The sequence below is a fragment of the Microbispora rosea genome (assembly GCF_900156315.1).
Lineage (GTDB): Bacteria > Actinomycetota > Actinomycetes > Streptosporangiales > Streptosporangiaceae > Microbispora > Microbispora rosea.
Window position 1 is genome coordinate 20,712 of the sequence record NZ_FTNI01000012.1, and the last position, 19,729, is coordinate 40,440.

The following is a 19,729-nucleotide window of genomic DNA, read 5'->3' on the forward strand; positions in this document are numbered from 1 at the left end:
GGAGATCAACATGGCTTCTGGCACCGTGAAGTGGTTCAACGCGGAAAAGGGCTTCGGCTTCATTGCGCAGGACGGCGGCGGCGCCGACGTCTTCGCGCACTACTCCAACATCATCTCTCAGGGCGGCTACCGCGAGCTGCATGAGGGTCAGAAGGTGGCCTTCGATGTCACCCAGGGCCAAAAGGGCCCCCAGGCCGAGAACATCGTCGCCGCCTGACACTGACGCACCACGCATCTGGGGCCCGCGCCGTAAGGTGTGGGCCCCAGCGCGTTGCTTTCGTGGTACCCGATGCGCCGTGACGGCCTCGCAACCTGTCTGTTCTTCCGCCGCACACCGGATGGACCACTAATGGCTCCGGTTCGGGCATAAGTCCGCTCCAGCTCTCTGATCGGCATCTCAGCCGCCGTTCTTCTCGGCGAATGCCGACAATTTCGACACACGAGTGCAGGCTGCTTTCCGTCGGCTCGGCTCGTTTTTCTTCGGCTCGTGCCGCCATTCTTACGCCGCTCATCGCGCCGAGAATCCTTGACACGTGCCGCATCGAGGAAGGTTCTGTATGAACCATGCAACTCGCAAGCACGACCGCTACTCTCCCACCCGCACGGGCGGCTCTGCCGACCCCGGCAGGGGCGACCGATTCGGCTCGTCGGTTCTGGGTCGTTCAGGCACCCCCAGGCGTTCCGGTGGTCACGGGCGGCGTCCCGCCGCGCTCCAGGGGGAGTTCGCACTGCCTGTCACCGTCACCCCGGCCCTGCCGGCAGCCGCGACATTCGCTGAACTGAACATGCCGCCCGCGCTGACGAAGATGCTTACCAGCCTGGGTATGAAGGAACCGTTCCCGATCCAGGCGGCCACGCTGCCGAACTCCCTGGCAGGCCGGGATGTCCTGGGGCGGGGGCGTACCGGGTCGGGCAAGACGCTCGCCTTCGGCCTGGCCTTGCTCGTCCGCACCGCCGGGCAACGCGCCGAATCGCGGCAGCCGCTGGCCCTGATCCTCGTTCCCACTCGGGAGCTGGCCCAACAGGTCACCGACGCGCTCGCCCCGTACGCCCGGTCACTGAAGCTGCGGCTGGCCACCGTCGTCGGCGGTATGTCGATCGGCCGGCAGGCCCAAGCGTTGCGCGGTGGTGCCGAGGTCGTCGTCGCGACCCCGGGACGGCTCAGGGATCTCATCGAGCGCGGCGACTGCCGCCTCGATCAGGTCGGCATCACCGTGCTGGACGAGGCCGACCAGATGGCCGACATGGGCTTCATGCCGCAGATCACCCATCTGCTCGACCAGGTGCGCCCCGGGGGCCAGCGGATGCTGTTCTCCGCCACTTTGGACCGTAACGTCGACCTGCTGGTACGCCGCTACCTGGCCGACCCGGTGGTCCATTCGGTTGACCCCTCGGCGGGCACGGTCACCACGATGGAGCACCACGTGCTGCACATTCAAGGCGCCGACAAGCAGGCCACCACTGTGGAGATCGCTGCTCGCGACGGCAGGGTGATCATGTTCCTGGACACCAAGCACGCCGTGGATCGGCTCACCGAAAAGCTACTGGACAGCGGCGTACGCGCCGCCGCGCTGCACGGGGGCAAGTCCCAGCCCCAGCGAACCCGCACCCTCGCCCAGTTCAAGAGCGGCCACATCACGGTGCTGGTGGCGACCAACGTCGCAGCCCGCGGCATCCACGTCGACAACCTCGACCTCGTCGTCAATGTCGACCCGCCGAGCGACCACAAGGACTACCTGCACCGCGGCGGCCGCACCGCCCGCGCCGGCGAGTCCGGCAGCGTCGTCACCCTCGTCCTGCCCAACCAGCGCCGTGCCATGAGCCGCCTGATGGCCGACGCCGGTATCGTCCCGCGGACCAGTCAGGTCCGTTCGGGTGAGGCCGAACTAAGACGTATCACGGGCGCCCAGGCTCCCTCAGGGATCCCCGTGACCATCACCGCACCGGTTGTGAATCGTCGGGTAGGACGCAACGGCCGACGATTCGGGTAGCAGTTGGATGACCGCCCCTTGCGGCGGCCAGGCGCACAGCTCCCACATGCCGGTAACGCGATTGGAGACCAGGCGCAGGGGTGACAAAGCCGCCGGTATCAGTCTCCGGTCGTGCGGGATTCGTTGATGCGCAGCGCCTCGGCGAGCTGGTCTTCCAAGATGATGATCCGGCAGGCGGCTTCCACAGGAGTGCCCCGATCGACGAGTTCCCGGGCGCGCGCAGCCAGTCGCAGTTGGTAGCGGGAGTAGCGTCGGTGGCCGCCGCTGGAGCGTTTCGGCTCGATCAGTTTGGCGGCGCCGAGGGCCCGTAGAAACGACGGGCTGACCCCGAGCATCTCCGCGGCCGTGCCCATGCTGTAGGCGGGGTAGTCCTCATCATCGAACCGGTCTTCGGTGCTGTGTGTGGTCCTGGCAGCAGCGCGCTCGTCACCGGCTGGGTGCGTTTGATCCATAGATTCCTTTCATCATGCGAACAGGGGGCCCCGGCACCTGTAGCGCCGGGGCCCCGAAGAGTTCAACACCATCTACCGGCCATCTGGCCGGCTCACTGTTTTCCGCATCCGCCGTACTGAGCGGCGGGGGTGCGGGGATCGCGGATGCGTGACCGTAGACCACCTTCCCATCTGTGGAGCTGCGGTACCCGAGCGGCGAGACTCAGCCGGCAACGGGCGATCCTGATGGCGTCAAACACTCCCTTCATCTCTTTCCGGACCACTGTCCGGCTTCACCTGCGGCAGCGCATCCTCGATCAGGGCCCCTGACCACTGCGCTGGCCCGTCACGTCCGACCTGCTGCCATCAACTTCCAACTTCATCGTGCTCCGGGCAGTTCATCGTGTTGCCAGTACTTCCGCTGCCCGGCCGAACCGTTCCTTACGATGCGAGAAACACTAGCCCCGACAGCAACAAATGTCTACTGTCGCGAACACAGATTTTCGGTGTCGAGCGCGGCAGCCCTTCCGTGTCCAACGCGGCGGCGATCATCTGCGCGGCCAGGGCGGGTTCGGTGGCGAAGGCGGTCTCGTCCGGCACCCCGGCGGAACGGCACCGGCCCTGGTCGGCCCGCCAGGAGTGTTCGGGCAGGTAGAGGCGGCGATCGACCAATGCCCGCCCGCGCGGGGTGGCATAGGCCAAGAACACGCCGACCTGGCTGTTCGGGCGTGATCACGGTCCGGGGCTTCACGGCAACGGTCGGCGTTCTCACACCCCGGCGGGGGTGGATGTACGTCATCTGATCGTTGAGCGCGGTCGTGAAGATGACGCTGAGCAGGACCTTGGCGTACTTGATGGCCGGCGCCTTGACGCCGTCCTCCTTCAGCTTCGCGATCCATGCCCTGACGTGCTCGGGAAAGGACGTCGACCATTCGCGTGGGGCCGAAGGTCGGCAGGATGTGCCTGTTCAGCCGCAGGAGTGGCAGCGTGTAGTTCATGTGCGTCCCAGCCAGCCAGCCGGCTCACCCCTCGGTGGCGTTACGTGGAGCGGCCATCGCGTCTTGTCGATTTGGGACGGCGGCCCGGGGAGACGGACCGGTGGCAGGACCGACACCGCACCTCAGGCCGACCACACAACGCCGCTGTCCGGATCCCCGGCACCGAGCGCACAGCACGAGATCGGCACCGGGGAGGGACCGCGGATCCGCGGTTACGTCGAGTCGACCGTTAGACGGCCGTACGCGACCACTGCTGGTTGGCGCCGGTGTTGCACGAATACTGCTTGAGGATCACGCCGTCCGCCGTCGATGCGGACGGTACGTCCACGCATTTGCCGCTGTGTCGTGCCCGGAGCTGGAAGTAGCCACCGTTGGCGACCATCTGGAACTGCTGATTGGCGCCGGTGCCACAGGTGTACTGGATGAGCTCGGCACCGTCGGCGGTTGAAGCGCTCACCACATCAAGACACTTCCCGCTGTGGCGGCTGACGATGCGCCAGTAGCCGCTGCCGGCGTCCTGGAACTGCCACTGCTGCCATGGATTGCCGCCGTAGGTGTACTGGTCGACGCGCGCGCCGTTGTCGGTGCTCGCCTGCAGGACGTCCATGGCCTTGCCGCTGTGGCGCACGTTGAGCCTGTAGAACGTCTCCGGCTGCTGCGAAGGCGAAGGTGAAGGTGAAGGGGTGGAGTCGCGGACGGTGTCGCCCCAGCCGTAGCGGACCCGGTCGGCGCCGGATTGGTTGCGGATGGTCAAGGTGAGGTTGGTGCCGCTGCCGCCGAGGGCGTACATCGAGTACCAGTCGTAGCCGATGTTGCCCGGCTTGCCGCCGAGGGCGGGCCAGTAGGTGCCGCCCATCTGGTTGTCACGCATGACCTGGGCCATGGCGCGGAGGTAGCGCACGAAGTTGTCGGTGCTGTTCGGGTCGGCGTAGTTGAGGCCGGTGGACATCGGCGCGCCGAATTCCGTCGCGATCGCGCGGGAGGCGCAGTTGCCCAGAAGCGTCTGGATGTGGCTCCGGAAGGCGTCGTAGGTCATCGCGCTGTAGAAGAAGGCGTAGTAGTGGAAGGACAGCAGCGTCGAGTTGAAGCGGCTGTCGTTGCAGATGTCCCGGAGGTCCTGGCTGAAGCCGGTGCCGCCGATGAGCACCCGGCCGGGCACCGCCGAGGTGTGAGTGCTGAGCCAGTTCGCTGCTACGTTGCGCCACTCCGCCGATGAGTAGCCGTGCGGCTCGTTCATCGGCTCGAAGTAGACGTTGCCGTTCGAGCCGTACGTGTTGGTCACGGTGGACCACATCGCGTTCCATGCGGCGAGGTTCGTGATCCTGCCGCCGGAGGCTGCGCCGTCCTCCCAATAGGCCAGGATGACCTTGAATCCACGGTCGGCGGCGGCGTCGATGGCGCCGCGGTAGGAGTTCCACCAGGTCGTGTTGGCCACAGTGTGGGTGTTGATAGGCAACCGGACGGTGTTGACCCCCATGACGTATTCCATGTGGTCATAGAGCGCGTTGGCCTTGGCCCGTACTGTCGCGTTGCTGTCGGACTGGCTCAGGCCCTGCAGGACGAGCGTGCCAGTGCTGAAGTTGTCACCCAGCACGGCCCAGTTCATGCCTCGGAATTGGCTGGTGGCGGCATTGGCCGACGGCGCGGGAACGAGGGCTGCCACTGCGGCGAGCGCGGTCAGCACAAGGGCGATCAGCAACTGGCGCAACGACCGGACGCTCCACGATGGTCCTGATGAGTAACCATCGGACGCCGTGCTCAGTGCCATGAAAATGTCCCATCACTAGACCTGAATTACTGGGTCGAAATTTCACTAGTCCACAGTGTTAGCGATAACAACACCCACGGAGGCCTCACGCTAGAGAGGAGGCGGGAGTGCGTCAACAGAAAGGGAGACGACGCGCTCGAACCGCTGGTCCGTCATGGGCACCGCTGTAAATTTCAGGCCGACTTCCTGGTCACGCCAACGCCCCGACGGCGCCGATGCGACTCCACCGCACCGGCCGCACGGTGCGGAGACTGCACATGGCCACGGCCACGTGGCAGCACGGCTCCGGGTGATCACTGACCCCCTGGTTACGGCCTCCCCTGCGGCGCGGCGGGCCGGAATCTCGGGGTTTGCCCAGGTCACAGGTTGACATCAATGTCCCGCGAGCAAAATCACAAGATTTTTTGCAGGCGGAAGCGCGCCGTGCCCGGATCGCGACCTTTCCGTGACGACCCTGCAAGCTCTCACAGAAGGCGCCCGCATGCCGGCAGCGAGGACGTTTGCACTGGTCAAAGGTTGGTGACACGAAGCACGACAGGAGCAAACACCGCTCCGGCGGCTCAGGAAACGGAAAACTTGCCGCCCTACCCGGTCACCCAAGCTCTCAAACACCTCCACCTCGAAACGCTCAAAAGGGGCACATGAAGCACTCCGCTACGTTCGAGGGCCATGTTGGCGAAACACATCGCCGGTCCGATGAACGCGCGGAACGGCAAGGTCCGCCCGTTGCTAAAGATTCGCGTGGACAAGCATGGTGACGACAACGGGACGAACGGGAGCGAAGCGTGACGGCCCACCGCTGGACACGTCGGGATTTCTTCAAGAGCTCGGGGCTGACCGTGGCGGCGCTCGCCGGTGCCCCGGCCCTGATCGCCGGCTGCAGCCGCGTCGACAACGGCGGCAGTACCGGCGCCAGCATGGAGGCCGACCCGCTGGCCAAGTTCAAGCAGGCGGGGACGATCAAGGTCGGCATCGCCAATGAGCAGCCGTACGGCTACCGCGACAAGGACGGCACCCTGACCGGCGAGGCTCCTGAAGTGGCCCGCGTGATCTTCAAGGCGCTCGGCGTGGACAAGCTGGAGGCGCAGATCGTCGACTCCTTCGGCTCCCTGATTCCGGGGCTGCAGTCCGGGCAGTACGACTTCATCGCCGCCGGCATGTTCATCACCCCCGAGCGGTGCGCGCAGATCGCCTTCTCCAACCCCGACTACGCCGCGGCCAACGCGTTCCTGGTGGCCAAGGGCAACCCCAAGCAGATCACGAGCTTCGAGGACATCGCCGGAGGCGGCGCCAAGGTCGGCGTGCTCGAAGGCGCCGTCGAGAAGGGGTACGCGGAGAGCGGCGGCGTCAAGGGCGACCAGATCAAGGTCTTCCCCAACCAGAACGCCGCGTTCAAGGGCATCCTCGCCGGCCGGGTGGACGCCGTCGCGCTGACCGCCGTCTCGCTGCGCTGGACCCTCCAGCAGCAGTACGCGGACGAGCCGCTGGAGGTGACCGAGTCGTTCGTCCCGGTCGTCGGCGGCAAGGAGCAGGTCGGCGCCGGTGGATACGGCTTCCGCAAGAACGACACCGCGCTCCTGCAGGCGTTCAACGCCGAGCTGAAGAAGCTGCAGGACGCGAAGGGCATGCTGCCGATCATCGAGAAGTTCGGCTTCACCCAGACCGAGGTCGACAACGCCGCCAAGCTCACCGCACAACAACTGTGCGCGGGTTCCTGACACGAGCATGATCACTATCAATCCGTGCAGCGCGGAGCTGCCCGGCGTCCTTGGCGAGACGATGCCCTTCCTGTGCGACGGGACCCTCATCACGCTGCAGAGCGCCATCGGTGGTTCCGTGCTCGCCATCGCCCTGCCCGTTGGGCTGATGGCGACCTCGCGCCACCGGGGCGTACGGGCCGTCGCCCGCGTCTACATGGAGTTCTTCCGCGGCACGTCGGTGCTGGTGCAGCTGTTCTGGTTGTTCTACGCGATGCCCCTCCTCACCGGCTTCCAGCTGGACAAGATCTTCGCCGGCGTCCTCGCGCTCGGGCTCAACCTCGGCGCGTACGGTTCGGAGGTGGTGCGGGGCGCGGTGCGCGCCGTGCCGCGCGGCCAGCGTGAGGCCGCCGTCGCGCTCAATTTCTCGCCGTTCCAGCGAATGCGGTACGTCGTCCTGCCGCAGGCGTTCGTCGAGATGGTCCCCCCGATGAACAACCTGCTCATCGAGCTGCTCAAGGCGACGTCGCTGCTGTCCGCCATCACCGTGGCCGATCTGGCCTACGAGGGCCGGCTGCTCGTCAACTCCGGCAGTGACCAGCTGATCGTCTTTGCGCTGTTACTGGCGATCTACTTCCTGCTCTCGTACCTGATCACGTTGCTGATGAGGTTCGTCGAGAGGCGGGCCGCCCGAATGGTGGGCCGCGAGAGGCCGCGACGCCGGGCCGCGCGGGCAGCGGAGGCGGCCCGATGATCTGGGACTGGGACTGGACGCTGGAAATCCTCCCGGGTCTCCTGACCCAGGGTCTGCTCGTCACCCTCCAGGCAACGCTCGGCGGGGCGGTGCTCGCCTTCGTCCTGGGGCTCTTCGTGGCGCTGCTGCGCCGCTCGCGCCGGCCGTACATCAGCCGCCCGGTGGGGGCGATCAGCGAGTTCATCCGCGGCACGCCGCTGCTGGTGCAGCTTTTCGTCCTCTACTACGTGATGCCGGACTTCGGGGTCAGGATGACCGCGCTGACGACCGGGATCATCGGGCTCGGCGTGCACTACGCCTCCTACACCTCCGAGGTGTACCGAGCGGGCATCGACGGGGTGCCGAAGGGTCAGTGGGAGGCGGCGATCGCCCTCAACCTGCCGCGCCGCTGGACCTGGATCGGCGTCATCCTCCCGCAGGCCGTGCGCCGGTCGCTGCCCGCCCTGGGCAACTACCTCGTCGCGATATTCAAAGAATCGCCGCAGCTGTCCGTCATCACCGTCGTCGACGTCATCGGACTCGCCCGCGAGCTCGGCTCCGAGCGCTTCCGCTACCTGGAGCCGATGACCGTCGCCGGCCTGTTCTTCCTCCTCATCGCGATCCCCGCGTCGATCCTCATCCGCCGTATGGAGCGCCGCCTTGACACCTGAAACCCAGTCCGCCCGGGCCGAGGAGCCCTTGATGATCCGGTTCGACAAGGTCGGCAAGCGGTTCGGTGACGTGACGGTCCTGCGTGAGCTGGACTTCCACGTCGAACGCGGCGAGCGCGTCACGCTGATCGGCCCGAGCGGGTCGGGCAAGACCACGATCCTGCGCCTGCTGATGACCCTCGAACGGGTCACCTCCGGCACCATCCACGTCGACGGCCAGTGCCTATCTCACATGCGGCGCGGCGACCGGCAGGTGCCCGCGGACGAGCGCCACCTGCGTCAGGTCCGTAAGAAGATCGGCATGGTGTTCCAGCAGTTCAACCTGTTCCCGAACATGAACGTCCTGCGCAACATCACCGAAGCCCCGGTCCGCGCCCTCGGCGTCCCGCGCGAGCAGGCGGAGGAGAAGGCCCGCGAGCTGCTGAAGATGGTCGACCTGGCCGGCAAGGCACACGCACACCCGTCGCAGCTGTCCGGCGGGCAGCAGCAGCGGGTCGCCATCGCGCGGGCCCTCGCGATGGAACCCGAGGTGCTGCTGCTCGACGAGGTCACCTCGGCACTCGATCCCGAACTCGTCTCCGGCGTGCAGAACCTCCTGCGCGACATCGCACACCAGGGCAACCTGACGCTGTTGTGCGTCACCCACGAGATGAACTTCGCCAGAGACATCTCCCATCGGGTCCTCATGTTCGACCAGGGGCAGATCGTCGAGGAGGGGTCGCCCGAGCAGATCTTCACCGAGCCGGCGCAGCAGCGCACCCGCGACTTCCTCCAGGCCGTGCTCAACGCCTGAACCAGCCTGCGGCTACCGCATATGCCGGCCGTACGCCCGCGCCGGCGCGGGTCCGCTGTCGGGGAGCAGGCCACGGGCGGGCCGGGACGGGACAGGCTGTCTCGTCCCGGCCCGCCCGTGGGTCAGGCAAGCAGCGGATGCCAGCCGTCGCGGTAGCGGACGCCACCGCGGCGGAGCCGGACCTCGTCATGCCAGGTTCCCGGCACTGGTTCGGTGCGGATCATTTCGGGCCGATCCACGACGACGCACACGTCCTCGCCGGGCCACCACCAGCCGCAGGAGCGCACCAGTGCGGCCCAGTGGCCGAGATGCTCGAGTTCGTCCGGTCCGTAGGAGGCCAGACCGAGCCGGTGCAGGGCGTCGTAGTAGGCGACCCACGCCGCGTCCTGCTGCCCGTACCAGCACGCCGGCAGGGGCCCGCCGCCGGGGAGCGTGCCACGGATCGGGATGCGGAATCCGTGTGCGAGGCTCCGGTGCAGTGCGGTGCGGATGCCTTGGTGCAGCACCACACCCAGGGGAACGCCGGCGTCGAGCGCCTTCGGCGGTGGCAGTTCGGGCCAGGGCTCGCCCCGTTTACCCCTCCGCACCGGGGACAGCTCAGGGTCGCTGTGGGAGACACCGGCGCTGAGTGCGCCGCGCAACTGAGACTCGATCATGGCCAGATCGCCGGCCAGTGGCGGTGTCCCCCGCGGATGAGGATCCCGGATCCACCCGTAGAGCTGGTCGAGAGTGGGCAGGCCGGCGACAAGCGGGATCGCCTTGTACGGCGAGTCGACCCATTCGAACCGGGGCTTCGGGCGAGAGATTCTCGCGTAGATGGCGGTGAGGCTGTGTTCGACGGTCCGCCGGTCGGCGGGCTGTGTGGACAGACCGTGGTCCAGCCACTCCTGCCGGATCTTGACTGCTTCCTGCCACCGGTCGTGAGCGCTCTTGCTCCGGACGTCGGCCACAGGTTCGGCGGCGGCATAGCGCCGCATGAGCGCGGTCACCGCGCGTGGGCGTCGCCGCCCTTTCGGTTGGAGATCATGCCTCGATGATGGCCTGTGTTGCGCGCTGCGCGCAACCACTCGATCGGGCACCGCTTGCTCCGCAGCGGACGGGGCGATCCCGGCGAGGCGGGGAATGGGGCCGGGGAGCGGGCACCGAAAGCCGCACCCGGTCGACGGCATTCCAGGTGTATTCCGAAATCGATTGCACAGCTTTCACAAGCTGACCTGAAGCTGCCCGCATCGTAAAGTCGGAACATGACTGACGACGAACTGCGGGCGGAACTGCTGAAGCGCATGAAGGTCGATCAGGAAATCCGCGAACCGGCCGAGGAGCCTCTGAACCAGGAGCGCATGGCCCAGTGGAGGAACATCGATCGGGACAACACGGCATGGCTGCGTTCGGTGGTCGTCATGCGCGGCTGGCCGCTCTTGTCCCAGGTAGGAGAGGATGGGGAGCTCGCGGCATGGCTACTCGCCCAGCACGCCGACGCCTCGCCCGAGGTTCAGCGCGAATTCCACCGGGCGCTTTCCGACGCCGTTGCCCGGAACGAGGCGAAGCCCGCCCACCTCGCATACCTCGAGGATCGAGTGCGCGTTAATTCCGGTCGTCCTCAGCTCTATGGAACTCAGTTCTTCAACGATGGCAGCGGCCTCAAACCACACCCGATAGAGGACGCGGATCAACTGGACGACCGGCGCGCCGCAGCGGGCCTGGAGCCGTTCGAGCAGTATGAAGCGCAAATGCGGCGCCTTTACGAGGGCGACGCCTGACGCCGTTCCCGCCGTACCTGCCGGTGTGCCTACAGGGCGTCGGGGCGCCGGCCGATGGGCACAGCGCCGAGGGCGGGCTGTCGCCCGTCGCAGGCGGCATCAGGTGAGGGCGCCGGCGCGGGCCGCTGCGAGGGCGGCCGCCGCGGCCCGATCCGCCGCCGCCTCGTCCAGAGGTTCCCCGGTGTTGAGCAGGGCGTAGTACAGGGGCGCGGAGACCATGGCGATCACCCGGCGCGGATCGGTGCCGGGGGGCAGCTCGCCTCGTTCGATCGCGTCGGTGACGCAGCCGGCCCATTCGTCGATGCGCACGGCGTAGAAGCGGCGCAACGCCTGCGCCGCCTGCTCGTTGCAGAGCGAAGCGGCGATCAGCGCCTTGAACAGCCGCCCCTGGCGGGGATCGGTGAGGGTCTTGAGCACCAGGTGAGCGTTGTCGCGCAGATCCTGGTCGATGTCGCCGTTGCGCGAGCGGGGCAGGGATCGTTCGGCCATGTCCTGGAGGAGGTCGGCCGCGAGCACGCCGGGCGTGCCCCAGCGGCGATAGAGGGTGGTCTTCCCGACTCCCGCGATACGCGCGATCTCGCCGAGGTCGAGCCCGTCGAAGCCCTTCTCGGCCAAGGTGTCGGCGGCGGCTTCGAGGACGGCCTCCCGGACGCGGGCCGTACGTCCGCCTGGCCGGACGGCACCGGGCGGTGGAGTTGCTGCCATGACGGCTCCTTCCCAGAGGCCACTATCGGGACCGCTGTTCCCTTAAGGCGTTACGAGGTGCTAGCGTCCTCTTCAGTTTAACGGGACGGCAGACCCGTTAAGTCGACGCACCGCCTCCGTGTCCGAAGGGATATCCCTGTCATGTCCACTACGAAATGTCCAGCGGCGGCCGCGTCCGCCGCTCACGAGACACCACCGCCGCGCCTGACCGGCCGCTTGAAGGTCATCCTCGCGGTGCTGCTGGTCGCCCAGTTCATGCTGGCCGTCGACTTCTCGATCCTGAACGTGGCGCTGCCCGCGATCGGCGACGACCTCGGATTCTCCCTGGCCGATCTGCAGTGGATCTCCACCGCTTTCGCTCTGTGCGCGGCCGGCTTCACCCTCTTCTTCGGCCGCATCGGCGACCTGATCGGCCGCAAGCGCATCTTCCTCGGCGGCCTCGCACTCCTGGGCGCGGCCTCGCTCGCCGGCGGGCTCGCCCCGAGCCCCGCGGTCCTCATCGTCGCCCGCATCGCCCAGGGGCTCGCCACCGCCGCCGCGACCCCGGCCGGTCTCGCCCTGCTCACCACGTCCTTTTCCGAAGGCCCGCTGCGTCAGAAGGCGCTGGGCCTCAACGGTGCGCTCATGTCCGCCGGGTTCACCGCCGGCGCCGTCCTCGGCGGCGTGCTCACCGACCTGCTGTCCTGGCGCTGGGCCTTCTTCGTCAACGTCCCCGTCGCCCTGGTCGTGCTCCTCGTCGCCCCCGCCGTCATCGCCGAGTCGCACCCGGCCACCCGCCCGAAGATCGATCTGCCCGGCGCGCTGTCGGTCACCCTCGGGCTGCTCGGCGTCGTCTACGGCCTGACCCGGGCCGGCGAACACGGCTGGACCGAGCCCCTCGCCCTGACGGGCCTGCTGGCCGGGGCCGTCCTGCTGGTCGTCTTCTATCTCGTCGAACGCGGGGCCGCCCAGCCCCTGGTCCCGGTTCGCGTACTGCGCAAACGCACCGTGGCCTGGGGAAACGTGCTCGGGCTGCTCGCCTTCGCCACTGAGACGTCCCTGGTGTACCTGCTCACCCTCTACATGCAGAAGACCCTCGGCTTCTCGGCCCTCGCCGCCGGGCTCTCCTTCGCCGTCCTGGGAGCGGGAACCGTGACCGGCGGCGTGCTCGCCCCGAAGGCGATCGCCCGTACGTCCACGGTGGCCGTCCTGATCGGCGGCGGGCTGCTCCAGGCCGGCTTCACCGCCGTCCTGATCTTCCTGGGAGACACGCCGGCCTCGATGGGGCTGCTGCTGCCCGCCACCTTCCTGGGCGGCGTGGGCAACATGCTCGTCATCGTCGGCTTCATGGTCACCGCCACCACCGGCCTCCCCGACCACGAGCAGGGCCTGGCCACCGGCCTGGCGTCGATGTCCCAGCAGGCCGGCATCACCATGGGGACCCCGATCATGTCGGCGATCGCCACCGCCGCGGCCGGGGGCGCGGCGTCCGCCGGGGCGGTCCTGCACGGTGTCACGGCCGCCGTCACCACCGACGCCGCCCTCGTCCTGCTGGGCGTCCTCCTCACCGCGGTCTTCCTGCGCGTACGACGCGATCGCGCGCCGCGCGCCTGACCGATCCTCCCCAGCCTCACCGGAGGGCGAACCGCTCCGCGAACGCGGACATCTCGTCCCGCTGCCGTTCCGGTTCGGTGGACGAGGGGCTGACCACGATGCGAGTCACGCCCTGTGCGGCGTACACCTCGACGCGTTCGGGGGACATGTCGATCGACCCCCAGCGCGTGTATTCCAGCGCATCGGGATCACGACCCGCCTCGGCCGCCGCCGTACGGGCCAGCTCCCACTGGACCGCACGTTCCTGCGGGGTGAGCGCGCCGCCCGGGAAGTAGCCGTCGCCGCGCCGTCCGGCGCGACGCGCGGCGGCCCTGCTCGACCCTCCCACGTGGATCGGCAGGTGGGTGACGCCATAGGGCTTGGGATAGCTGCACACATCGTCGAAACCGAAGAACTCACCGTGGTAGCCGACGCCCTTCTCGGCCCCCTCCCACAGCAGCCGCAGCACGTCGATGGCCTCGTCGGCGCGGCGTCCGCGGGTGCCGAAATCAACCCCCGCCGCTTCGGCCTCGCCGGGCAGGGTGCCCAGCCCCACGGTCAGCAGCCGCATCCGCCCTCTGGACAGCACGTCTATGGTCGCCAGCCGCTTGGCCAGGACCACCGGATGGTGGTAGGGCAGCAGCAGCACGGCCGTGCCGAGCAGAAGACGTCGCGTGGCCGCCGCGACGAAGCCCAGGCAGTCGAGCGGATCGGGGTAGGGCAGCGTCGGCGGGATCTCGTAGGGACCGATCGCGGCACCGGGATACAAGACGATGTGTTCCGGCAGGTACAGCCCCTCGAAGCCGCAGTCCTCGGCATGGCGGGCAAAAGTGACGAGCCTGTCGGGGTCGAGCCCGTCGGCGGTGGAGTAGGCGATCGCGAATCTCATCGGGCTCCTCAGGCCGGTGTTCACGATCACGCTAGAACCTTGTCGCAGGCGTCAAGGCAAGGGCGGGGTCCGTTCAGGCCGGGTAGGCGTGCGTCTCGGTGGCCTTGACGGCGGCCCAGACGTCCTGGCCCGGGATGAGGTCGAGGTCGGCGGCGGCCGACGGGGTGACGTCGGCGAGCAGCGGGATCGGCCCGTGGAGGTGCACGCGGACGTTGTCTCCGTGTCGTTCGATGCCGTCGATGACGGCCCGCCACAGGTTGCGGGGGCTGCCGTCCGGACGGCTCCGATAGAGGGCGACGGCGGACGGCGGGAAGGCGACGAAGGCGGGCCCCGTCAGGCGTTCGACGCTGCTGAAGCGCACGTCGCCCACGACGACGTGGTGGCCGTCGGCCTCCCCCCGGTAGAGGTTGAGGCCGACGAGGCGGGCGACGTAGTCCGTACGCGGATGGCGGGCGATCTCGCTCGGCGTGCCGGTCTGCACGACGGCGCCGTTCTCGATCACCACGAGCCGGTCGGCCAGGACCATCGCGTCGAGCGCGTCGTGGGTGACCAGGATGGTCGCGCCGTCGAAGCCGGCCAGGTGACGGCGCAGTTCGGCGCGGATCTCCAGGCGGGTGTGGGCGTCGAGGGCGGCCAGCGGCTCGTCCAGGAGCAGCAGGCGGGGCCGTACGGCAAGGGCGCGGGCGAGGGCGACGCGCTGCGCCTGGCCTCCGGACAGACGCCCGGGGCGGACGTGGGCGTGGCCGGCGAGGCCGACGCGGTCGAGCAGCTCGGCGGCGACCCGGCGGGCCGCGGCCTTGCCGAGCCCCTGACAACGCGGCCCGAAGGCGACGTTGTCGAGGGCGGACAGGTGCGGGAACAGCAGGTAGTCCTGGAAGACCACGCCGATCCTGCGGCGTTCCGGGGGCAGCCGCTGCACCTCGGCGCCGTCCAGCTCGACGCGCCCGCCGCTCAGGGGGGTGAGCCCGGCGAGGCCGCGCAGCGCGGTCGTCTTGCCCGCGCCGTTGGGGCCGAGCAGCGCCACCACCTCACCGGCCGCGGCGGCGATCCGGACGTCCAGCCGGAAGGCGGGACGTTCGACGACCAGGTGGGCCCGCACGCTCATGTGGCGCCCACCCAGCGGTCGCGCAGCCCGGCCAGCACGATCACCGAGACCGCGAGCAGCACCAGGCTGAGCACGATGGCGGCGTCAGGATCGGTCTCCAGCGCCAGGTAGACGGCCAGCGGCATGGTCTGCGTCCGGCCCGGGAAGTTCCCGGCGAAGGTGATGGTCGCCCCGAACTCGCCGAGCGCGCGGGCCCAGCACAGGACGGCGCCGGCCACCACGCCGGGGGCGACCATGGGCAGGGTGACCCGGCGGAAGACGGTCCAGCGGGAGGCTCCCAGCGTCGCCGCGGCCTCCTCGTAGCGCTGGTCGGCCGCGCGCAGCGCCCCCTCCACGGCGATGACGAGGAACGGCATGGCGACGAACGCCTCCGCGACGACGACTCCCGTGGTGGTGAAGGGCAGGGAGACGCCGAAGGCGTCGTACAGCCACTGCCCGGCGAGCCCGCGGCGGCCGAGCACCAGCAGCAGCGCGACGCCGCCGACGACCGGGGGCAGGACGAGCGGCACGGTGACCAGCGCGCGCAGCAACCGCCTCCCCGGCAGGGTCGTACGGGCCAGCAGCCAGGCGAGCGGCACGCCGAGCAGCAGGCAGACCGCCGTCGCGATGGTCGCGGTCACCAGGGAGAGCCGCAGGGCCTCCAGCACCCGCGGCTCGGCCAGCCGCCCCGGCAGGGTCGCCCACGGGGCGCGGACCAGCAGCCCGGCCAGCGGGAGGACGAGGAAGGCCAGCCCCGCGAGTGCGGGCACCAGCAGCGGCCACGGCATGCGCGCCCGCGGGACTCGCGCTCGTCCGGAGCCGCTCACGGCGCCTGGAAACCGGCCTTGGTCAGCACGTCCCTGCCCTGCTGCGACAGCACGAGATCGACGAACTCCTTGGCCGGATCGGGTGCGGGCGCCTTGGCGAGCGCCGCGATCGGATAGTCGTTGACGGCCTGGGCGGCTTCGGGGAAGTCGATGCCCTTGACCTTCCCGCCGGAGGCGATCACGTCGGTGCGGTAGACGAGCGCCGCGTCGACCTCGCCGAGTCGGATCTTGGTGAGCGTCGCCTTGACGTCCTGCTCCAGGGTGACGGGGGTGACCGTGAGCCCCGCCGCGTCCAGCGCCTTGGTCGCCGCCGCGCCGCAGGGCACCTGCTCGGCGCACAGGGCGACCTTGACCTTCGGGTCGGTCAGGTCCTTGAGCGACCCGACCTTGGCCGGGTTGTCCTCCGGGACGGCGATCTGCAGCGTGTTCCTGACGAACACGGTGGGCGCGGGGGCCAGCCCGGCGTCGGTGACCGTCTTCATCGTGGCCGGGCTCGCGGCGGCGAAGACGTCGGCGGGGGCGCCCTGGGTGATCTGCTGTGCCAGCGTCGCGCTCGACCCGAAGTTGAAGGTGACCTTCGTGCCGGAGTGGGTGCTCTCGAACCGCCTGCCCAGCTCGGTGAACGTCTCGGTCAGGGACGCCGCGGCGAACACCGTCAGCGACTTCCCGGCGCCGGAGGAGGCGGGAGCGGCCGTGTCCGGGGAGGACGAGCCGCACGCCGCCAGGCTCAGCACCGAGACGAGGACGGCGGCCAGGGAGAGACGTCTGAGCACCACAGCTCCTTCTACTGACTCGCGACGCGCACGTGGTCCGGGATCTCGACGACGACGTTGGTGGACTTGACGACGGCCACCGCCATCACCCCCGGTTCCAGGCCGAGCTCGTCGGCCGCCTGGCGGCTCATCAGTGAGACCACCCGGAACGGCCCGGCGGCGATCTCCACCTGGGCCATCACCGCGTCCCTGATCACCTCGGTCACGATCCCGCGTAAGCGGTTGCGCGCCGAGGAGATTCCGGTGCGCTCGTCCGCCTCGGTCTGCGCCCGCGCGAACGCGGCGAGGTCGGTGCCGGCGATCAGGCGGTGGCCGTTCTCGTCGCGGTGCGCGGCGAGCCTGCCTGCGTCGACGAGACGCCGTACGGTGTCGGCGCTGACGCCGAGCACCGCGGCCGCTTCGCTGATCCGGAACGTCGTCACGGGCACCACCTTACGCCGCATTTGCGGATATCGGGAGGGATACTGGCTTGCATAGGCCCTTCTACTTGACAGATCTCCCTCTCATCTGCGAGCTACGGCCAGATAGCGCTCCTCGGTGTCGTGATAGTCGAGCAGGGTCCAGCCGGCGGCGTCCAGCAGGGGACGGAGGTTGTGCTCGGCCCGTACGTCGTCGGGGGTCAGGGTGCGGCCGCGCCGGGCCGCGAGCACCGCACGGCCCACGGGGTGGAACAGCGCCAGCCTCCCGCCGGGGCGGGTCACCCGGGCCAGTTCGGACAGCACGGCCTCCGGCCGGAGAACGTGGGAGATCAGCCCGGAGGCCAGCACGCCGTCCGCGACGCCGTCGCGGAGCGGAAGCCGTCCGACGTCGGCGATCAGCAGCAGGCCGGACTCGCCCCGCCCCCGCTCGCGGGCCGAACGGATCATCTCCGGGGTGACGTCCACGCCCACCACCCGCCCGGCGGCCCCGACGGCGTCCCGCAGCAGGGGGAACGCGCGGCCGGTGCCGCAGCCGGCGTCGAGGGCCAGGCCTCCGGCCGGCAGGGCCATCTCGGCGATCGCGGCGGCGAAGGCCGGGCCGTCGTCGGGATACTTCTCCTCCCAGGTGGCCGCCTTCGCGGCGAAGAACTCCCGGGTCTCGCGCAGGGATCGATCGTTCACGGTCTTCGGCTCCTCAGCGGAAGGAGGTGGATGAACGGATGCAGGAATGCGGCCGTCGGGGATCATAGGGCGTGGCAGGTCCCGGGGCAGGAAGGCGGGCTTATGGACTTCCGCGACGACGTTGATCTCGACGCGTCACAGGTGGAGGAGGGCGGCGGAGGGTTCCCGGGAGGCGGGCTCGCGATCGGCGGAGGCGTCATCGGCGTCGTCGCCCTGGTCGTCGCCCTGGTCCTGGGCGTCAACCCGGCCGACCTTCTCAGCGGTGGAGACTCCTCGTCCGGCGGGTCCACCGGCGCGCGTCCGGCCTCGGATCTGACCGCCCAATGCAAGAAGGGCAGCGACGCGGACCAGTCGGACAAGTGCCGCGTGGTGGGTGTGGTCAACAGCGTCCAGAAATACTGGCGGGACGCCTTCGCCGAGCGGGGCAAGCAGCCGTATCGCAACGCGCGCACCGTCCTGTTCACCAACGCGGTGACCACCGGTTGCGGCCGGGCGAGCTCGGCCGTCGGTCCCTTCTACTGCCCGGCCGACAGCCGGGTCTACCTCGACCTCGGCTTCTTCACGGAGCTGGAGAGCCGGTTCGGCGCCAAGGGCGGGCCCTTCGCCCAGGCGTACGTGATCGGTCACGAGTACGGCCACCACGTGCAGAACCTCCTCGGCACCACCCGGCGGGCCGGCGGCGACAGCCAGGGCGCGGACAGCGCCTCCGTACGGCTGGAGCTTCAGGCCGACTGCTACGCGGGAGTGTGGGCGAAGAACGCGGTCGACACGGGGTTCTACGAGAGCCCGTTCACCAAGGCGGACATCCAGGAGGCCCTGGACGCCGCGGCGGCGGTGGGCGACGACAGGATCCAGGAGCGCACCCAGGGCAGGGTGGACCCCGAGGGGTGGACCCACGGAAGCTCCCGGCAGCGAGTGAAGTGGTTCACTACGGGGTACACGACGGGCTCTCCCGCCCGATGCGACACGTTCTCCGGCGCTATCTGACGTTTTCCCGGCGTACGTGACGCTTACTGAGGTTTTCCCGCCGCGAGCTACTGGCGTTTCCCTTACGACGTGCATTGTGGGGAGACAGTCATCGCGGCGGCGGGGGGCATCCGATGACGCAGGGGCTGCACCAGTTGATGGCGGTGACGGGTTCGTGGGCCTATCTGGTGGTCGGGCTGATGGCCTGCGCGGAGACGGCGGCGCTCATCGGGCTCGTGGTGCCGGGCGAGCTCACTCTGCTGATGGCGGGCTTCCTCGCCTTCACGGGGCAGGTGAGCCTGCCTCTCATGATGGTCGCGGCCGGCGTGGGCGCGGTCGCCGGGGATTCGATCAGCTACCGGATCGGCAGGCGGCTGGGGCCTCGTGTGCGTGACAGCCGGTTGGGCCGCCGGGTGAGCGCGGAGCGATGGGACCGCACCGAGGACTACCTGCGGCGGCGCGGCGGGCCGGCCGTCCTCTTCGGCCGCTGGGTCGGTCTGTTGCGCGCCCTGGTGCCCATGCTGGCCGGCATGGGACGCCTGCCGTACGGGCGCTTCCTCGCCTACGGGGTGCCCGGCGGGCTGGTCTGGGGGGCGGGCACCGTCGGGCTCGGGTACGCCGCGGGAAGCTCGTACGAGCTGGTGGAGCGGATCTCCGGGCGGGTCGGTCTCCTGGTCGCGGGCGGCCTGGTCGCGCTCGCCGCCGCCGCCCTGGGTGTCCACCGGCTGACCCGGCCGCGAACGCCGGTCGCGGCGGAGTATGTCAGGGCCACGTCCTCCGGCCGCCAGGTGAAAAGGTAACCCGCCGCGCCACCCGCCTAACCGCACCGCGCGCCTTTCCGCCGCACCGCACGCCTTTCCGCCGCACCGCACGCCTTTCCACACGCCTTTCCGCCGCCCCGCACACCGCGCCACCCGCCTGCCGCCGCGCCGCACACCTTCGGTGGCACCCCTGGGCGCGCCTCGAAACGG

At 69.3% G+C, this 19,729-nt stretch carries 20 protein-coding genes and 1 pseudogene; 10 read left to right on the forward strand and 11 right to left on the reverse strand.

Annotation, left to right across the window (positions count from 1 at the left end; all coding sequences use genetic code 11):
* Positions 1 to 10: 10 nt before the first annotated feature.
* Together BXA11_RS18240 and BXA11_RS18245 are read left to right on the forward strand one after the other, a co-directional pair.
* A complete protein-coding gene (locus BXA11_RS18240; RefSeq protein ID WP_030507808.1) occupies positions 11 to 217 on the forward strand; it encodes a cold-shock protein in 207 nt (68 codons plus the stop codon).
* Between the two features lie 340 nt (positions 218 to 557).
* The gene (locus tag BXA11_RS18245; RefSeq protein WP_076436054.1) at positions 558 to 1,991 is read left to right on the forward strand and encodes a DEAD/DEAH box helicase; all 1,434 of its coding nucleotides are present in this window, start codon (positions 558 to 560) and stop codon (positions 1,989 to 1,991) included.
* 98 nt (positions 1,992 to 2,089) lie between these two features.
* Here BXA11_RS18245 and BXA11_RS18250 read toward each other — a convergent pair whose 3' ends face one another.
* From BXA11_RS18250 to BXA11_RS18260, 3 genes and pseudogenes are all read right to left on the reverse strand, one after another.
* The gene (locus tag BXA11_RS18250) at positions 2,090 to 2,443 is read right to left on the reverse strand and encodes a helix-turn-helix domain-containing protein (protein WP_076436056.1); all 354 of its coding nucleotides are present in this window, start codon (positions 2,441 to 2,443) and stop codon (positions 2,090 to 2,092) included.
* 507 nt (positions 2,444 to 2,950) lie between these two features.
* Positions 2,951 to 3,145, reverse strand: a pseudogene (locus tag BXA11_RS18255) (transposase); the annotation flags it as partial.
* Between the two features lie 504 nt (positions 3,146 to 3,649).
* Positions 3,650 to 5,188 carry an RICIN domain-containing protein gene (locus BXA11_RS18260; protein ID WP_076436058.1) on the reverse strand — a complete coding sequence of 513 codons (1,539 nt, stop codon included), beginning with the start codon at positions 5,186 to 5,188 and terminating at the stop codon, positions 3,650 to 3,652.
* A 785-nt stretch (positions 5,189 to 5,973) separates the two neighbouring features.
* On the opposite strand from BXA11_RS18260, the gene ehuB reads away from it, so the two are divergent.
* From ehuB to ehuA, 4 genes are read left to right on the forward strand one after another with little or no spacing between them, the layout of a single operon-like run.
* Positions 5,974 to 6,906 (forward strand): ectoine/hydroxyectoine ABC transporter substrate-binding protein EhuB, encoded by a 933-nt coding sequence (ehuB, locus tag BXA11_RS18265; RefSeq protein ID WP_076436060.1) that lies wholly within the window; start codon positions 5,974 to 5,976, stop codon positions 6,904 to 6,906.
* 7 nt (positions 6,907 to 6,913) lie between these two features.
* Positions 6,914 to 7,639, forward strand: a complete 726-nt coding sequence (gene ehuC / locus BXA11_RS18270; protein ID WP_239104867.1) for an ectoine/hydroxyectoine ABC transporter permease subunit EhuC — start codon at positions 6,914 to 6,916, stop codon at positions 7,637 to 7,639.
* The gene (gene ehuD / locus BXA11_RS18275) at positions 7,636 to 8,289 is read left to right on the forward strand and encodes an ectoine/hydroxyectoine ABC transporter permease subunit EhuD (RefSeq protein ID WP_076436062.1); all 654 of its coding nucleotides are present in this window, start codon (positions 7,636 to 7,638) and stop codon (positions 8,287 to 8,289) included. Before ehuC ends, ehuD begins: the two co-directional genes overlap by 4 nt.
* Before the next feature lie 31 nt (positions 8,290 to 8,320).
* Positions 8,321 to 9,082, forward strand: coding sequence for an ectoine/hydroxyectoine ABC transporter ATP-binding protein EhuA (gene ehuA, locus BXA11_RS18280; RefSeq protein ID WP_076436064.1), 762 nt, complete (start codon positions 8,321 to 8,323; stop codon positions 9,080 to 9,082).
* A 122-nt stretch (positions 9,083 to 9,204) separates the two neighbouring features.
* Here the strand turns inward: ehuA and BXA11_RS18285 are convergent, their stop codons facing one another.
* Positions 9,205 to 10,059 (reverse strand): DUF6745 domain-containing protein, encoded by an 855-nt coding sequence (locus tag BXA11_RS18285; RefSeq protein WP_076436322.1) that lies wholly within the window; start codon positions 10,057 to 10,059, stop codon positions 9,205 to 9,207.
* 267 nt (positions 10,060 to 10,326) lie between these two features.
* Between BXA11_RS18285 and BXA11_RS18290 the strand changes: the two genes are divergently transcribed.
* Positions 10,327 to 10,842, forward strand: a complete 516-nt coding sequence (locus BXA11_RS18290; RefSeq protein WP_076436066.1) for a DUF6624 domain-containing protein — start codon at positions 10,327 to 10,329, stop codon at positions 10,840 to 10,842.
* A 99-nt stretch (positions 10,843 to 10,941) separates the two neighbouring features.
* Here the strand turns inward: BXA11_RS18290 and BXA11_RS18295 are convergent, their stop codons facing one another.
* Positions 10,942 to 11,547, reverse strand: a complete 606-nt coding sequence (locus tag BXA11_RS18295) for a TetR/AcrR family transcriptional regulator (protein ID WP_076436069.1) — start codon at positions 11,545 to 11,547, stop codon at positions 10,942 to 10,944.
* Between the two features lie 141 nt (positions 11,548 to 11,688).
* Here BXA11_RS18295 and BXA11_RS18300 point away from each other — a divergent pair, with 141 nt between their 5' ends.
* The gene (locus BXA11_RS18300; RefSeq protein WP_076436072.1) at positions 11,689 to 13,140 is read left to right on the forward strand and encodes an MFS transporter; all 1,452 of its coding nucleotides are present in this window, start codon (positions 11,689 to 11,691) and stop codon (positions 13,138 to 13,140) included.
* 16 nt (positions 13,141 to 13,156) lie between these two features.
* Here the strand turns inward: BXA11_RS18300 and BXA11_RS18305 are convergent, their stop codons facing one another.
* The 6 genes from BXA11_RS18305 to BXA11_RS18330 form a co-directional block, all read right to left on the reverse strand.
* Positions 13,157 to 14,008: a TIGR03619 family F420-dependent LLM class oxidoreductase gene (locus BXA11_RS18305; RefSeq protein WP_076436324.1), complete on the reverse strand. Its 852-nt coding sequence runs from the start codon at positions 14,006 to 14,008 to the stop codon at positions 13,157 to 13,159.
* A gap of 73 nt (positions 14,009 to 14,081) precedes the next feature.
* Positions 14,082 to 15,113, reverse strand: a complete 1,032-nt coding sequence (locus BXA11_RS18310; protein ID WP_030507794.1) for an ABC transporter ATP-binding protein — start codon at positions 15,111 to 15,113, stop codon at positions 14,082 to 14,084.
* Entirely contained in the window at positions 15,110 to 15,880 is a 771-nt protein-coding gene (gene modB, locus BXA11_RS18315) for a molybdate ABC transporter permease subunit (protein ID WP_083744353.1), read from the reverse strand. The genes BXA11_RS18310 and modB overlap by 4 nt, the downstream gene beginning before the upstream one ends.
* Positions 15,881 to 15,915: 35 nt before the next feature.
* Entirely contained in the window at positions 15,916 to 16,692 is a 777-nt protein-coding gene (gene modA, locus BXA11_RS18320; protein ID WP_204053523.1) for a molybdate ABC transporter substrate-binding protein, read from the reverse strand.
* An 11-nt stretch (positions 16,693 to 16,703) separates the two neighbouring features.
* Positions 16,704 to 17,114: a TOBE domain-containing protein gene (locus BXA11_RS18325; protein WP_076436326.1), complete on the reverse strand. Its 411-nt coding sequence runs from the start codon at positions 17,112 to 17,114 to the stop codon at positions 16,704 to 16,706.
* A gap of 81 nt (positions 17,115 to 17,195) precedes the next feature.
* On the reverse strand, positions 17,196 to 17,792 hold the full coding sequence (locus tag BXA11_RS18330; protein ID WP_076436080.1) for a class I SAM-dependent methyltransferase: 597 nt from the start codon (positions 17,790 to 17,792) through the stop codon (positions 17,196 to 17,198).
* 102 nt (positions 17,793 to 17,894) lie between these two features.
* On the opposite strand from BXA11_RS18330, the gene ypfJ reads away from it, so the two are divergent.
* Together ypfJ and BXA11_RS18340 are read left to right on the forward strand one after the other, a co-directional pair.
* A complete protein-coding gene (ypfJ, locus tag BXA11_RS18335) occupies positions 17,895 to 18,779 on the forward strand; it encodes a KPN_02809 family neutral zinc metallopeptidase (RefSeq protein ID WP_076436082.1) in 885 nt (294 codons plus the stop codon).
* A gap of 113 nt (positions 18,780 to 18,892) precedes the next feature.
* Positions 18,893 to 19,558: a DedA family protein gene (locus BXA11_RS18340; protein WP_083744355.1), complete on the forward strand. Its 666-nt coding sequence runs from the start codon at positions 18,893 to 18,895 to the stop codon at positions 19,556 to 19,558.
* Positions 19,559 to 19,729: the final 171 nt, after the last annotated feature.

What these genes read in the sequence shown, in the direction of transcription:
- BXA11_RS18240 (WP_030507808.1), top strand. Translation starts at nt 11, where the DNA reads ATGGCTTCTGGCACCGTGAAGTGGTTCAACGCGGAAAAGGGCTTCGGC.
- BXA11_RS18245 (WP_076436054.1), top strand. Translation starts at nt 558, where the DNA reads ATGAACCATGCAACTCGCAAGCACGACCGCTACTCTCCCACCCGCACG.
- BXA11_RS18250 (WP_076436056.1), bottom strand. Translation starts at nt 2,443, where the DNA reads ATGGATCAAACGCACCCAGCCGGTGACGAGCGCGCTGCTGCCAGGACC.
- BXA11_RS18260 (WP_076436058.1), bottom strand. Translation starts at nt 5,188, where the DNA reads ATGGCACTGAGCACGGCGTCCGATGGTTACTCATCAGGACCATCGTGG.
- ehuC (WP_239104867.1), top strand. Translation starts at nt 6,914, where the DNA reads ATGATCACTATCAATCCGTGCAGCGCGGAGCTGCCCGGCGTCCTTGGC.
- ehuD (WP_076436062.1), top strand. Translation starts at nt 7,636, where the DNA reads ATGATCTGGGACTGGGACTGGACGCTGGAAATCCTCCCGGGTCTCCTG.
- ehuA (WP_076436064.1), top strand. Translation starts at nt 8,321, where the DNA reads ATGATCCGGTTCGACAAGGTCGGCAAGCGGTTCGGTGACGTGACGGTC.
- BXA11_RS18285 (WP_076436322.1), bottom strand. Translation starts at nt 10,059, where the DNA reads ATGCGGCGCTATGCCGCCGCCGAACCTGTGGCCGACGTCCGGAGCAAG.
- BXA11_RS18290 (WP_076436066.1), top strand. Translation starts at nt 10,327, where the DNA reads ATGACTGACGACGAACTGCGGGCGGAACTGCTGAAGCGCATGAAGGTC.
- BXA11_RS18295 (WP_076436069.1), bottom strand. Translation starts at nt 11,547, where the DNA reads ATGGCAGCAACTCCACCGCCCGGTGCCGTCCGGCCAGGCGGACGTACG.
- BXA11_RS18300 (WP_076436072.1), top strand. Translation starts at nt 11,689, where the DNA reads ATGTCCACTACGAAATGTCCAGCGGCGGCCGCGTCCGCCGCTCACGAG.
- BXA11_RS18305 (WP_076436324.1), bottom strand. Translation starts at nt 14,008, where the DNA reads ATGAGATTCGCGATCGCCTACTCCACCGCCGACGGGCTCGACCCCGAC.
- BXA11_RS18310 (WP_030507794.1), bottom strand. Translation starts at nt 15,113, where the DNA reads ATGAGCGTGCGGGCCCACCTGGTCGTCGAACGTCCCGCCTTCCGGCTG.
- modB (WP_083744353.1), bottom strand. Translation starts at nt 15,880, where the DNA reads ATGCCGTGGCCGCTGCTGGTGCCCGCACTCGCGGGGCTGGCCTTCCTC.
- ypfJ (WP_076436082.1), top strand. Translation starts at nt 17,895, where the DNA reads ATGGACTTCCGCGACGACGTTGATCTCGACGCGTCACAGGTGGAGGAG.
- BXA11_RS18340 (WP_083744355.1), top strand. Translation starts at nt 18,893, where the DNA reads ATGACGCAGGGGCTGCACCAGTTGATGGCGGTGACGGGTTCGTGGGCC.